This is a genomic window from Paenibacillus helianthi (assembly GCF_001909055.1).
Taxonomy (GTDB): domain Bacteria; phylum Bacillota; class Bacilli; order Paenibacillales; family Paenibacillaceae; genus Paenibacillus_AQ; species Paenibacillus_AQ helianthi.
On record NZ_LVWI01000076.1, the window covers coordinates 16,052 to 29,810 of the forward strand.

Here is a 13,759-nt window from a genome sequence, read left to right on the forward strand (position 1 = left end):
CCTCCGGAATTTGCTAACATACGGTGTAATATAATAATTGTTTTAGTTTTCTAGGGTTCCGCAGCGTATCTCGGCTGGCTGGTCCGAGGGAAGACGCACGGACCTATAATCCGTGTCAACACGGAGGGATAAAAGCCCGGGAGGTATCGTCCAGTTGGATGATGGCCTTCCGGGCTTATTTATTTCTACACAGGAGGAGATTCACTTATGAAGAGTAATAGGGCATGGTTGAGTATTGCAGGTGCAGCCTGTCTGGAGGTAGTGTGGGTCATTGGCCTGAAGCATGCTTCCGCTCCCTGGGAGTGGCTGGTTACGGGAATGGCGCTTTTGGTCAGCTTCTATACTCTTGTCGCGGCCAGCAGCAAGCTGCCTGCAGGAACGGTATATGCTGTATTTGTCGGTCTTGGCACGGCGGGAACGGTCCTTATGGATATGATCTGGTTCGGGGAGCCGTTCAAGCTGATCAAGCTGGTCCTTATATTGGTGCTGTTGACCGGAGTCATTGGCCTGAAGCTTGTTACCGGGGACTCCCGTACGAAGGAGGTATCATAACATGGATTGGCTGATGCTTATTGCTGCAGGCTGCTGCGAGATGCTTGGGGTGGCTATGCTGGGCAAGCTGCAAAGGGACCGTGACTTCCTGACGTTGTTCCTGTTTGTACTGGGCTTTGGCGGCAGTCTGCTGCTGCTGTCTCAGGCGATGAACACCCTGCCGATGGGCACAGCTTATGCGGTATGGACAGGGATTGGTGCTTCCGGGGGAGCGGTGCTGGGGATGGTGCTATATGGGGAGGGGCGCGGATTTCGGCGGATTATTTGTATTGTAATGATTCTTGGAGCGGCCGCGGGCCTCAAACTCATCGGGTGATCATGGGAGAAAGTAATGAAATGGACACCTGTGCGATGTTTCGATTGGGATAACATGGTAAGTATATATAGTAGGTATATTAACGTAATCCAATCCAACGGCTAAGGGAGACTTTCATGATGAAAACCGATATATCCGGCACAACCACACTTAAAGACGGAACAGTACTGTCAAAGATGGGCCAGGGAACCTGGAATATGGGCGAGGATAAGGCTGTGCGTAACGAGGAAATTGCTGCTTTGAGGCTGGGGGTTGAGCTGGGCTTGAACTTGATTGATACCGCTGAAATGTATGGGGAAGGCCGTTCGGAGGAGCTGGTCGGGGATGCTATCCGGGGGATTCGTGACCAGGTGTTTTTGGTCTCTAAGGTACACCCGCATAATGCTGGCCTGAACCGGATCACCCGCAGCTGTGAAGAGAGTCTGAAACGTCTGGGAACAGATCATCTGGATCTCTATCTTCTGCACTGGAGAGGGAAGGTTCCGTTACAGGAGACGGTAGAGGGAATGGAGCAGCTGGTAGCCTCCGGCAAAATCGCCCGTTGGGGCGTTTCTAACCTGGATACGGAGGATATGAAGGAGCTGCTGCGCATTCCCGGCGGAGACCGCTGCGCTGTCAATCAGGTGCTCTATCATCTGGGCTCAAGAGGCATTGAGCACGAGCTGCAGCCCTGGCAGCGCACGCACAAAATTCCTGTAATGGCCTATTCCCCGCTGGCTCAGGCGGGTAAGCTGCGCAAAGGACTGGCCGAGAATGAGACGGTGCGTGAAATTGCGCAGAATCACGGAACGACACCGCTGCAAATTATGCTGGCCTGGAGCATCCGGGAAAGCGATGTAATCTCCATTCCCAAAGCGTCAACCCGGGAGCATGTGACCGAAAACGCATCGGCTGCGAAGATCCGGCTGAGCGACGAGGAGTGCTGGAAGCTAGACGATGCTTTTCCGCAGCCGGCCTGGAAGGTGCCGCTGGATATGATTTGATGATTTGAGGGCTGTCCCGGGAGCGGGGCGGCCTTTTCTTTTGTCCTGCCGCAGCCGGGTTGTACACCGTTCTCAGCGTATCCATGAATTGTACGGAGATATTCCGATTTATTTTACGGAGAATGGGCATTCTATAATGACGAGCCGGTAGACGGCGTCTTGATAGCCCATTCTAGATGGGGCATATGGTTACACCTGCGGTTCGGTCTGAAAAAGAATGAAACAAACGGCGGAGGTCTTGCGGTAAAATGCAGGCTTCCGTTTTTACATGGTAGGTCGTTCGCAGCAGAAAAATGCCGGTAAATAGCCCGTTGGCAGGAACTCTTAAATGATGTCAACAATGATCATGACGAAACCGTGTTTTCAATTTGCTGACAAAGAAAGCGCTTTGATTTACGATGTGGTCATAGGGGATAACCTTTCAGGAGTATCTGGCAAAGGGGATCTCATTCAATAACATAAGGGGGCATTTCAAATGGCCACAACAGCAACAACACAAACTTCGTCCGGTGGTGTAAGGGTGAGGGTTCAACAATTCGGCCGCATGCTCAGCGGTATGGTTATGCCGAATATCGGCGCTTTTATCGCTTGGGGCTTGATTACGGCTTTATTCATTCCAACGGGCTGGTTCCCGAATAAAGATCTGGCTACGCTGGTTGGTCCAATGATCAAGTTCCTGCTGCCGCTGCTGATTGGTTTCACAGGTGGACAGATGATCAATGGCAAACGCGGCGGTGTAATCGGCGCAATTGCGACCATGGGGGTTATCGTAGGGTCAGATATTCCAATGTTCCTTGGAGCGATGATAGTCGGTCCACTGGCAGGCTGGATATTAAGACTCTTCGACCGCGCGGTAGAAGGCAAAATCAAAGCAGGCTTCGAAATGCTCGTCAACAACTTTTCACTCGGAATTATTGGCGGTGCTTTAACACTCGGGGCTTACAAAGGGATCGGGCCGCTGGTTCAGGGACTGACCAATATTTTGTCCAACGGTGTTGAGGTTTTAGTCAATCACAACCTGCTCCCGCTGGTTAACATCATTATTGAGCCGGCAAAAGTATTGTTCCTGAATAATGCGATCAACCACGGCATTCTGAGTCCTATCGCTGCGGAAGAATCGGCGCGGATCGGGAAATCCATACTGTTCATGCTTGAATCGAACCCGGGCCCAGGTCTTGGTATCCTGCTTGCTTACTGGCTGGTAGGTAAAGGTTCGGCTAAATCATCCGCTCCGGGTGCCATTATCATCCATTTCCTTGGCGGTATTCATGAAATCTACTTCCCGTATATCCTGATGAATCCCCGTCTGATTCTGGCAGTTATCGGCGGCGGCGTGAGCGGTACCTTCACCTTCCAGCTTCTGGGCGCAGGACTTACCTCTTCACCATCTCCGGGCAGTATCTTCGCTTACATTGCCATGACACCTAAGGGTGGTTACGGTCCAATGTTCGCCGGTGTTGTTGTAGCAACAGTGGTTTCCTTCCTGATCGCTTCTATACTGCTTAAGACCAGCAGCAAAAACAACGAGGAAGTAGTAGATCTGGAAGAAGCAGCAGCGAAAATGCGTGATATGAAAGCTGCCGGTACTGCAGCTAGCCCTGCATCGGCAACTACAGCCAATATAATCACTCCTAATGTAACAGCCAACGTTCGAAACAAAGCGGACGTGAATAAAATCGTCTTTGCTTGTGATGCCGGCATGGGTTCCAGTGCGATGGGTGCTTCCGTATTGCGGAAGAAGCTGCAGAATGCAGGGGTCAACATTACTGTGGTGAACTCTGCGGTCAGCGAAATTCCTGCCGATGCTGACATTGTTGTTACCCAGAAAACACTGACCGACCGTGCGATTGCCAGCAATCCAAAGGCAGAGCATATCTCGATTGACAACTTCCTGAAGAGCCCGAAATATGACGAACTGGTGGAACGTTTAAAGTAAGAATTCGGCGTGTACAACTATCATACAAGCTAAATTTGCCACTCAGATAAAAAACAGTCAGGCCGGCTGACATTATGAAGGTCCAATCTGTATAAAGCTAAATTAGGAGACAAACGCTGGCCTTCACAAGCCAGCGTTTGTCTCCAGTTAAGGCGAGGGTACACAGGCTATGAAGAAAATAACCGCAAGGCAGCGCCAGATCCTATGGCTCCTCTTGGGTGTAAACGAGGAGATCACCGCCGCTGAAATCGCCGAGTCTATCGGAGTGAGCGTGAGAACCGTTCACCGGGAGATGGAGGATATTGAGCAGTTGCTTGGGGAGTTTGGGCTTGATCTGATCCGGAAATCAGGAAAAGGCATCGCTTTGAGTGGCCCGGAGCCGGCTCTTGCGGAGCTACGCCTGTTTTTGCGGGAAGAAAAGCCTGCGGAGTATTCCGGGGAAGACCGCAAAATCTTTGAACTCTGCCTGCTGCTGGAGGCTGAAGAACCGGTGAAGCTGTTCACGCTGGCCCATTCGCTTAAGGTTACGGTTGCTACCATCAGCTATGATCTGGACGAACTGGAACCGTGGGTCCGCAAATTCGGTCTGGAGCTGGTCCGAAGGAGAGGATATGGTGTAGAAATTACAGGTCTTGAGGTTGACAAGCGCCGGGCGATCTGCCGGCTGGCAGCAGAGCACCTGGACCTGTCCGATCTGGTGGGCCATACTCCGCAGACTGAGAGCAATCCGGTCTTCCGCCTACTTCTCACTACAGTCGGCAAATCCAATCTGATGAGCGTCGAGAGTATGCTGTGGGACATGGAATGGAAGTGGACCGCAGAGCTTCCCGAAATTGTCTACATGGAGATGCTGCTGGGGCTGGCCGTGAGCACCCGGCGGATCGAGATCGGCCGGGGAATGGTTAGCGGCGAAGAAGCCGGATACTCCCGGTTATCTGATCACCGCAACATTGCCGGGACCGAGCAGTTCGTGAGCCGTCTGGAAACAGTGCTCGGACAGGAATTCCCCCGGGCAGAAATTCTCTATTTTGCCGGATTGTTTGACCGTGTACAGGACTCATTTTCCTCTAGCGGGTTTGCCTACGGCGATATTGAGCTGATGGAGATGGTATACAGGCTGACAGAGAGTGTTGCCAAGCGCACGGGGCTGCCTTTTCAGAGAGACCGTTCGCTGCGTGAAGGGTTGCTGGAGCATATGGACCCGGCATTGAAGCGCATCCGGGAAGGTACGCGTATCCGGAATCCGCTGCTTGGACCTATCCGCAAAGATTATGAATATTTATTTACGGTTGTCCGGGCAGCCGCCCAGGATATGAAGCTGGAGCTAACCATTCCTGACGAAGAGATCGGTTTTCTGGTGATGCATTTTGGCGCATCCGTGGAGAGGCTGAACCAGCTCAGGCGCAGTGTCCGGGCCATTCTGGTCTGCGCCAGCGGACTAAGCTCTTCCCGGCTGCTTGCCACTAGGCTGGCCAAGGAAATGCCGCAGATTGAGGTTCTCGGCAACATCTCCTGGTATGAGGCCGCCCGTCTGCCGGATATGGACTATGACCTGATTATATCAACGATTGATCTGCCGATCGACAAGGAACGCTATATCAAGATCAGCCCCTTGCTTACAGGGGATGAGATAGAGAAGCTGCTGAATTATATTCACAATATAACACTCAACGAGCAGGACACGGCCGCGCCTCAGGAATCCGGCAATACCAGCCGGGAAGAAGCTGCGCTAAGCCGGTTGAAGAGCTACAAAGGGATACTGGATGAAATGGTCAGTCTGCTTGAGCGATTCCGCTTCCATCCGCTCGACAACAGCGGCCTGTCTTTATCCGGGACACTGTCCGGGATGCTTAATCTGTTGAACGGCAGCGGGGTAATCGATGATGCCGACATTCTGCTGGAACGGCTGCTTGAGCGGGAGCGCATGGCCAGCCAGGTGATCCCGGATACAGGACTTGCGCTGTTTCATACCCGCAGCAGTCATGTGCATATGTCTTCTTTGACGCTGTACCGGCTGCGCCAGCCGGTGCTTTTGGAAGGCGGAACTGAGGTACGTGTCATTCTGCTGATGCTTGCCCCGCGCAAGCTGTCCAAGGAAAGCCTGGAGGTGCTTAGCGAGATCAGCGCCCTTCTGCTGAATTCGGAGCTGGTCAAACTGCTGGAGGAACGGACGGAGCCTGAGATCAGGCGGTATTTGTCGTCTGAGCTGCTTCATTTTTTCGAAAATAAAATGTGAAAGTGAGAGAAACCATATGAGTATACTGTCTGAAAACAAAGTGATTATGAACGGTGCCGCCAAAGATAAATATGAAGCGATCACTATGGCCGGAAAGCTGCTAGTCGATGCCGGACATGTAACGGAGGAATATGTGCCGAAGATGCTGGAACGCGAAGAGGTGGTATCCACCTATATGGGCGGAGGCCTAGCGATTCCACACGGCACTAAGGAAGCCAGACCTTTTATCAAATCTACTGGATTGTCAGTCATCCGCTTCCCGGACGGCGTGGATTTTGGCGGAGATGAGCCTGCGTTTGTGGTCATTGGCATTGCAGCCGCAGGTGATGGCCATATGGAAGTGTTGACGAATGTGGCGATGATCTTCACGGAAGATGACGCGATTGAACGGGTCATGAATGCACCTACGCCGGCTGATGTTATTGCTATTTTTGAAGGGGGACTGGAGTAATGAAAGCTGTCCATTTCGGAGCGGGCAATATCGGCAGAGGCTTTATCGGTTTGCTGCTGTCGCAGGCGGGGTATGAAGTATGCTTCGTGGATGTCAATGAGGCATTTGTATCCCAGCTCCAGGAGCGCAAAGAGTATCCGGTGACCTTGGCCAGTGAGGGCCAGGAAACGGTCATTGTCAAGAATGTGACTGCGTTAAGTAGTGTAACCCATGCGGAGGAAGTGGCAGCGGCTGTTGCGGAGGCCGATCTCGTAACGACGGCAGTCGGGGTCACGATCCTGAAGCATATTGCCGGTGCAGTAGCGGAAGGCATCCGCAGACGGGTGGCTGTCTCCGCAGCTCCGCTGCATGTCATTGCCTGCGAGAACGCTATTGGCGGCAGCGCCCAGCTCAAAGAGCTGGTATACGCCAAGCTGGACGAGGAGTCCCGCGCCAAAGCGGACGCCTCTGTAGCATTTCCGAATGCGGCGGTGGACCGGATTGTGCCGCTGCAGCAGCATGAGGATATTTTGAAGGTAGTGGTAGAGCCTTTTTACGAGTGGGTGATCGACTCCTCGCAGATGATTCCGGGCTATGTCCCTGTTGAAGGCGTTCATTATGTGGATAATCTGGAGCCATACATTGAGCGTAAACTGTTCACGGTGAACACGGGACACTGCTCGGCTGCTTATCTCGGTTATCTGCGCGGGTATGAGACGATCCAGCAGGCTATGGCTGATGAGGCTTTGACTGCTCAGGTGCGAGAAGTGTTAGAGGAGACCGGTGCGGTGCTGATACAAAAGCATGGCTTCGATCAAGCGCAGCATAGCAAGTATATCGATAAAATCCTTGAGCGTTTCCGCAATCCGGCGCTGACGGATGAAGTGTCCCGTGTAGGCCGCTCACCGCTGCGCAAGCTGTCTCCGAATGACCGTCTGGTCTCACCGGCGCTACAGGCTTATGACAGAGGACTGGGCTATACAGCCCTTACCCGTTCGATGGCCGGAGCCTTGCTGTTTGATGTGAAGGATGATCCCGAAGCTGTAGAGCTTCAAGCTGCAATTACAGAGCTTGGCACCGAAGCTGCGGTAACGAAATACACAGGCATCGCTGCTGACCATGCGGTACATCAGTCGGTAATGGCAGAGTATGCCAAATTAAAATAAAAGCTATATCAACAGGGGGTTTGCGCTTCCGTCAGCTCATGTATCGGCTGAGGCGCAGAACCCCTTTGTGGTTTGGCGAATTAAGGTCTCCATCGATGGATGGGAAATACCTGTGGTTAGGCCGGAAGGTTTGACTTACCGTTTAAGCAGATGGACCCAGGCTGCATCTGGAGAAGTCGGCTTAAGACTCCCGCCGGTCGGCTCAACGGTCAGTGCAATATTGTCCGCTTCGCCCAGCTGGCTGCCCTTCACATACAGATGGCCCTTCCTGTCTTCAATCTGAACCAATCCCAGCGTGTTCCGGCTACCGTTCTTCACAGCCCAGGCCTGAATGGACCGATTGTCGCTGAGTGCGACATCCTCGATCAGCACGAACAGCTCCCCGGAGCTGCCGTTGTACCAGACATTACCGGAGAATTGGTCTTTCCGGCTCCAGTCCAGCGGGTACGCTACGGTCTCCGGCCTGTTCAGCACCTCCATCGCTTGCGGCTCATAGCTGCTCACATAACGGTTGCGCTCCGAGCGCCCGTCCGGCTCGGTTCCGAACAGTCCCAGGAGCAGGATGCCCACGGCGCAGCACAGGAGGTGCGTTCGCGGAACTAATTGAAAGGCATTCATGATCTATACAAAACGGGCTGACCGGGAAAGGTATTCCTGGTCAGCCCGTTTTGCAATTTGGAACATCGAATAACATTCTACCGGGGAGCAGTAAAGTATGTTCTCCTGTCCTTATGACATACCTAACAAGTTAGCTGTTTTCTAGTATGGTCTGCAGTGTTGTGCGGTCCAGCCCTTCCACCAGCTTGATCAGCAGCTCTTTGGCAGCAGCGTAATCATCGCTGTGAATGATGGAAGAGGCGGTATGGATGTAGCGCGAACAGATGCCGATGACAGCAGACGGCACACCGATACCGCTGACATGCACCTGACCGGCATCCGTTCCGCCCTGCGAGACGAAATACTGATATTTGATCTTGTGGGTATCTGCCATATCCTGCACATATTCAATCAGTCCCCGGTGCGTGATCATGGTCGGATCATAGATGCGCAGCAAGGCCCCCTGGCCGAGGTGTCCAAACGCCTGGCGGTCGCCGGTCATGTCGGCAGCGGCGCTGGCATCCAGGCCGAAGTAAATATCCGGCTGCAGCAGATTAGCAGCAGTCCGTGCTCCGCGCAGGCCTGCTTCTTCCTGTACCGTAGCTCCGGCGAAGACGGTGTTAGGCAATTTCTTCCCGTGCAGGGCCTGAACCAGCTCGATTGCCAGCCCCACGCCATAGCGGTTATCCCAGGCTTTGGCCATAATCTTCTTAGGATTGGCCAGTGGAGTGAACGGGCAGATCGGCAGAACCTGTTGTCCAGGAGCTACACCAAAGCTCTGTGCTTCTTCGAGGCTGTCCGCACCGATATCAATGTACATTTTACGGATATCGCCTGGCTGCTTACGTTCATCGTCACTCATCAAATGGATCGGAGTGCTGCCGACAACACCCGTCAGTACACCTTTGGGGGTGACGATCTGCAGCCGTTGTGAAGCCACTGCCGAAGCCAGCCAGCCGCCGAGAGGCTGAAAGCGGATCATGCCCTTGTCGGTAATGCCTGTAACCATAAAGCCGACTTCATCAAAATGTCCGGCAACCATGATTTTCGGGCCATTCTCTTCACCGCGGAGCACGCCGAACAGACTGCCAAGGCGGTCCTGCACGAACTCATCGGTATAAGGTGCCAGCGCATCTTTGACATAAGCACGCAATTCGCGCTCAAAGCCCGGTGCGGCGCGAAATTCAGTCAGTGTTTTGAACAGTTCAAGTGTTTCTGGATTCATTGTTCATATCGCTCCTTTACTATCATCTAGTATGAACATTGCGGCTCAAATTGTCCATGACTGAAGGGCAAAATGAACACCCGGTACTAGGGATGCGAATACTATGAAAGCAGCGGCTCCCAGGGGGGCCGGGAAAGGATGCGAAGCGGATGAGGGTGGCAGGAAGCATGCCCAGGGCCCGGGCAATGGGCTTCTCCGGCAGGGTGAGCAACCGGGGAATACGGCGGAGAGGCGGCCTGCGATATATTGCAGAGCGCGAAGCCGTGCTTATTTTGATTCTGTTTGTGCTGCTGATTGTGTTGCTGCTGTATTTTACCTGAGCTGGCGGGACATAACGAAACCGGAAATGGTGAAGAATAAGGAAAAACTTCTAACCAAGAATAATCCGGGAGGGAGAGCCTGAGTCTATAACACAGGCCATCCCTTTCGCATCCTTTTCAGGAGGTGTCCCTTTTTGCCAGCAAAAACTAGAAAATCGGGTGTCAAGCTGCGGCTTGATACCTTGACCCCGGAGGATTATGAACAATTGTCCAAGCCTTATGTTCCCAGCCGTCCGGTGTTCAAAAACTGTGTGCGTGCGTTTCTCTCCGGAGGATTGATCTGTGTGATTGGACAAGGCATTCAGGAGGCTTTTATGGCTATCTTTGATATGACCGCACGGGAAGCCTCAAGCCCAATGGTAGCTGTCCTGATCCTGCTCTCTGTCATTCTGACCAGCTTTGGCGTCTATGACAAACTTGCGCAATGGTGCGGTGCAGGGACAGCAGTTCCTGTCACAGGCTTTGCCAACAGCATGTGCTCTGCAGCGCTTGAACACCGTGCCGAAGGCCTTGTGCTTGGTGTGGGTGCGAACATGTTCAAGCTGGCCGGTTCGGTTATAGTATTCGGGGTGGTCGCCGCATTTGTTGTGGGTGTAGTCTATGCCATCCTGGGCTTTGGAGGTGGGCACTTGTGAAGCAGCTTGGCAGCCAGACCTGGGAGTATACTACCCGACCTGTTATTCTCGGCTCCGCTGCGGTAGTGGGTCCTGAGGAAGGGGAGGGCCCGCTGACTTCCGATTTTGATTATATCTACGATTCGTTGAAGATGGACGAGAAGACGTGGGAGAAGGCAGAACGCGCCCTTTTCGAAAAAGCATCCAAGCTGGCATTAATGAATGCGGCGCTGGATCAGGAAAAATTAGAGTTTTTTGTCGGCGGCGACCTGATGAACCAGATCATCAGCAGCTCCTTTGCCGCAAGGACGCTGGGTGTGCCTTATCTGGGGGTATTCGGAGCCTGCTCCACTTCCATGGAGAGCCTTGCCATTGCTTCGATGATCATAGACTCCGGCGGCGGCAAATACGCACTGGCGGGCACTTCCAGCCATAACTGTACTGTGGAGAAGCAGTTTCGTTATCCAACGGAATATGGCTCGCAAAAGCCTCCAACCGCCCAGTACACTGTAACCGGCTCCGGTTGTGCAGTTATCGGGCGCAATGACGGAACCTCAGAAGGCCCGCATGTCGTGATGGCAACGATGGGACGTATTATGGACCTGGGTCTCAAGGACCCCTTCAATATGGGAGCGGCCATGGCTCCGGCTGCTGCGGATACGATAACCGCACATTTTCGCGATACAGCGCTCTCCCCCGGCCATTATGATCTGATTGTGACAGGGGACCTTGCTACGGTCGGTCTGCCGATTGCGAAGGATCTGCTGGCCAAGGAGGGCATTCCTATGGAGCAGACGACTTTTAACGATTGTGGCCTGATGATCTACGATCTCGACAAGCAGAAATATGTGATTGCCGGGGGAAGCGGCTGCGGCTGCTCTGCAACGGTAACTTATGGTCATATTCTTAACCGGATGAAAAAAGGCGAGTTAAAGCGTGTGCTGGTTGTGGCAACGGGAGCCTTGCTCTCACCGCTCTCTTACCAGCAGGGAGAAAGCATTCCTTGTGTGGCCCATGCCGTTGCCCTTGAGATGGGGGGTGATAGGGCATGATCTATTTGTGGGCCTTTCTGATCGGAGGTGCGATCTGTGTCATCGGCCAGCTGCTGATGGATGTGCTGGCACTGACCCCCGCCCATACCATGAGTACGCTTGTGGTGGCCGGAGCGGCTGCTGATGCCTTCGGATTATACGATCCGCTCGTGAAGTTCGCCGGCGCTGGCGCTGGGGTACCGATTACCAGCTTCGGGAATTCCCTGGTGCACGGGGCTCTGACCGAACTGCAACGGGATGGCTGGATTGGAGTCGTTACAGGCATATTTGATGTAACCAGTGCAGGGATCTCTGCTGCCATAGTATTCTCGTTCCTGGCTGCACTTGTTGTGCGCCCGAAGGGCTAGTGCAGTGCATATATGAAAGTTGTTTTAGGGCCGCCGTTTGGCGGCTTTTTTTTGCGTGAAGAGGAATTAAAAGGGCCGGATTGATTAGATTTACAGTTAAAAAACTGTCGAACAATGACGATATAGAACGTAAGAACAGGTTCAATAAATGAAGACGGGGGAAGTGTAACTTGCAGAATCAAAGATTTACAGAAATTATTTGGATGAGAAACAAGATTATTATCTGTGCCTTTTGGGTGGTTACGCTGATCGGCTTGATTCTGGCTTTTCAAGTTCCAGACTTGTGGATTACAACCGCTGTATCGGTTCCCTTAAGTGTGGTGGCAACTGTACTTCATTTGAAGAAAAAAGGAATTCTTGTTTTACCTTGGGTGTTTACTGTTATTATGGGAGCCCTCTCTGTCTATATGAATCAGGGCACGGATGACATTGCGACAGCGCTGCTGCTGTGCTCGATGCTGCTGTTCTATCCGAACTATCATTATTTTGCGATTACCGCTGGTGTTAATGCTGTGAATATTTTCATTCAGATCACATCGGGCCACTCAGAGGCTGGTGCGAATCCGGATGTCCTGGCCTATGTAGACAGCTTTGGGATGTTTATTCTGATCTGCGGTGCCATGCTCGGTGTATCCATCGTAAACCGCAAACTGTTTATTCAAAGTGAGCAGCACCGGCAGGAGGTAGAGGCTTCAGGCACCCAGGTGAAGTACCTGCTGGACCGCGTCAAATCAGCTGTAGACGGCTTGTATGCTTTTACCGGGAATTTCAAAGAGGAAGTAGAGATGGTCGATGCCATCACCAATGAAGTCGTGATCGGGTTTCAGGAGGTATCCAAAGGTATTGAATATCAGGCAAGCAGTATCGCGGAAATCACGGAGTCCATCTCTGTGTCAGATCAGCATATCCGCGATGTTGCCGGTTACTCCCAGGAGATGAAGCAGCTCTCTGCAGACACGGCAGAGGTGAGCGAACAAGGCAGCAGCAATATCTCCTTGCTCACAGGACAATTCGCCGAGCTGGGTGAAGTGATGAACCATACCTCGGAACAGATGCAGGAATTCTCTCAGCGGAGTCTGGACATGCACGAGATGCTGGACAGCATTATGCAAATTTCACGGCAGACCAATCTGCTGGCCCTGAACGCTTCTATAGAGGCGGCACGCGCCGGGGAGCATGGCCGGGGGTTTGCCGTAGTGGCCGGAGAAGTGCGCAAGCTTGCCGAAAGCTCCGGACAGACTGCGGATTCCATCAGCGAGGTCCTCGCCAGTCTCCAGCAGCAGACCGAAGGGCTAATCTCGCAGTTCGAACAGAGCCTTGAGATTCTGCACACGGGCAGTGAATCTGCACAGAATACGGAAAAGGTGTTCCAGTCCATTCAGACGAATGCACACAAGGTGCTGACACAGGCCGGGGATGTTGAGCACAGCTCAGCGGGCATGAAGCATTTTTCGGAAAAGGTTGTTGGCGAAATTACCGAATTCTCCAGTGTCACCGAGCAGTCCAGCGCCGCGACGGAAGAAATTCTGGCCGGTGTGGAGGAGCAGCGCAATATTACGCATCATATGGTGGAGAGCTTCAAACAGCTGGAGAGTCTGATTGTAGGATTGAACGATCTGGTCTCCGGTTCAGGCGAAGATTCCAAGCAACATTAGAATAAGAAAACCTTAGAAGCCGGGAGGGGGAACGGGACTGCCCCCTGTTTGTGAGACAGTGATCAAAACACCTTGCAAGTTTAAGCAGCCAGTCGCCGAAAATCCACCGGCGACTGGTTATTTAGTTTCGCCTGAATCCGAATTGAGTTATAGTAGGTGATGTAGTCTCGAACGGTCTGTTCAACGATTGCAGTCGTTGTACACATAAGATCTTCGAGGTAGAACGTTTCAGACTTTAGGGTGGAATGAAACGACTCAATGGGGGCATTATCAGCGGGCGTTCCTTTACGGGACATGCTCATGGTAATGCCTTTTCCCTTGACTACCGCC

At 52.8% G+C, this 13,759-nt stretch carries 15 protein-coding genes and 1 riboswitch; of the genes, 12 read left to right on the top strand and 3 right to left on the bottom strand.

Features of this window, described 5'->3' with window-relative positions; translation table 11 throughout:
• Positions 1–39 precede the first annotated feature (39 nt).
• Positions 40–145, top strand: a riboswitch (guanidine-I (ykkC/yxkD leader).
• 62 nt (positions 146–207) lie between these two features.
• The 7 genes from A3844_RS26430 (at position 208) to A3844_RS26460 (ending at position 7,619) form a co-directional block, all read left to right on the top strand.
• Positions 208–552: a DMT family transporter gene (locus tag A3844_RS26430; RefSeq protein WP_074103622.1), complete on the top strand. Its 345-nt coding sequence runs from the start codon at positions 208–210 to the stop codon at positions 550–552.
• A 1-nt stretch (position 553) separates the two neighbouring features.
• Positions 554–868, top strand: a complete 315-nt coding sequence (locus A3844_RS26435) for a DMT family transporter (RefSeq protein ID WP_074085982.1) — start codon at positions 554–556, stop codon at positions 866–868.
• A gap of 116 nt (positions 869–984) precedes the next feature.
• Positions 985–1,851, top strand: a complete 867-nt coding sequence (locus A3844_RS26440; protein ID WP_425270625.1) for an aldo/keto reductase — start codon at positions 985–987, stop codon at positions 1,849–1,851.
• Positions 1,852–2,326: 475 nt separating this feature from the next.
• Positions 2,327–3,787, top strand: a complete 1,461-nt coding sequence (locus A3844_RS26445; protein WP_074103623.1) for a PTS mannitol transporter subunit IIBC — start codon at positions 2,327–2,329, stop codon at positions 3,785–3,787.
• A gap of 169 nt (positions 3,788–3,956) precedes the next feature.
• Positions 3,957–6,023: a BglG family transcription antiterminator gene (locus A3844_RS26450; protein ID WP_074103624.1), complete on the top strand. Its 2,067-nt coding sequence runs from the start codon at positions 3,957–3,959 to the stop codon at positions 6,021–6,023.
• 16 nt (positions 6,024–6,039) lie between these two features.
• Entirely contained in the window at positions 6,040–6,474 is a 435-nt protein-coding gene (locus tag A3844_RS26455; protein WP_020432921.1) for a PTS mannitol transporter subunit IIA, read from the top strand.
• The gene (locus tag A3844_RS26460; protein WP_074109015.1) at positions 6,474–7,619 is read left to right on the top strand and encodes a mannitol-1-phosphate 5-dehydrogenase; all 1,146 of its coding nucleotides are present in this window, start codon (positions 6,474–6,476) and stop codon (positions 7,617–7,619) included. Before A3844_RS26455 ends, A3844_RS26460 begins: the two co-directional genes overlap by 1 nt.
• Positions 7,620–7,754: 135 nt before the next feature.
• Here A3844_RS26460 and A3844_RS26465 read toward each other — a convergent pair whose 3' ends face one another.
• Positions 7,755–8,189 carry an anti-sigma factor gene (locus tag A3844_RS26465; RefSeq protein ID WP_167374744.1) on the bottom strand — a complete coding sequence of 145 codons (435 nt, stop codon included), beginning with the start codon at positions 8,187–8,189 and terminating at the stop codon, positions 7,755–7,757.
• Positions 8,190–8,367: 178 nt separating this feature from the next.
• Complete coding sequence (locus tag A3844_RS26470; RefSeq protein ID WP_074085976.1) at positions 8,368–9,441, bottom strand: M42 family metallopeptidase; 1,074 nt, start codon at positions 9,439–9,441, stop codon at positions 8,368–8,370.
• 167 nt (positions 9,442–9,608) lie between these two features.
• Between A3844_RS26470 and A3844_RS32890 the strand changes: the two genes are divergently transcribed.
• From A3844_RS32890 to A3844_RS26490, 5 genes are all read left to right on the top strand, one after another.
• Positions 9,609–9,761 carry a hypothetical protein gene (locus A3844_RS32890; protein ID WP_167374745.1) on the top strand — a complete coding sequence of 51 codons (153 nt, stop codon included), beginning with the start codon at positions 9,609–9,611 and terminating at the stop codon, positions 9,759–9,761.
• Positions 9,762–9,895: 134 nt separating this feature from the next.
• Positions 9,896–10,396, top strand: coding sequence for a stage V sporulation protein AC (spoVAC, locus tag A3844_RS26475; RefSeq protein ID WP_074085975.1), 501 nt, complete (start codon positions 9,896–9,898; stop codon positions 10,394–10,396).
• Positions 10,393–11,427 carry a stage V sporulation protein AD gene (gene spoVAD / locus A3844_RS26480; RefSeq protein ID WP_074085974.1) on the top strand — a complete coding sequence of 345 codons (1,035 nt, stop codon included), beginning with the start codon at positions 10,393–10,395 and terminating at the stop codon, positions 11,425–11,427. Before spoVAC ends, spoVAD begins: the two co-directional genes overlap by 4 nt.
• The gene (spoVAE, locus tag A3844_RS26485) at positions 11,424–11,774 is read left to right on the top strand and encodes a stage V sporulation protein AE (protein WP_074085973.1); all 351 of its coding nucleotides are present in this window, start codon (positions 11,424–11,426) and stop codon (positions 11,772–11,774) included. The genes spoVAD and spoVAE overlap by 4 nt, the downstream gene beginning before the upstream one ends.
• 170 nt (positions 11,775–11,944) lie before the next feature.
• Positions 11,945–13,429: a methyl-accepting chemotaxis protein gene (locus A3844_RS26490; protein ID WP_083607036.1), complete on the top strand. Its 1,485-nt coding sequence runs from the start codon at positions 11,945–11,947 to the stop codon at positions 13,427–13,429.
• Between the two features lie 80 nt (positions 13,430–13,509).
• Here A3844_RS26490 and A3844_RS26495 read toward each other — a convergent pair.
• Positions 13,510–13,759 (bottom strand): IS3 family transposase (locus A3844_RS26495; protein WP_143192169.1); only part of this gene is annotated, 250 nt, incomplete at its 5' end.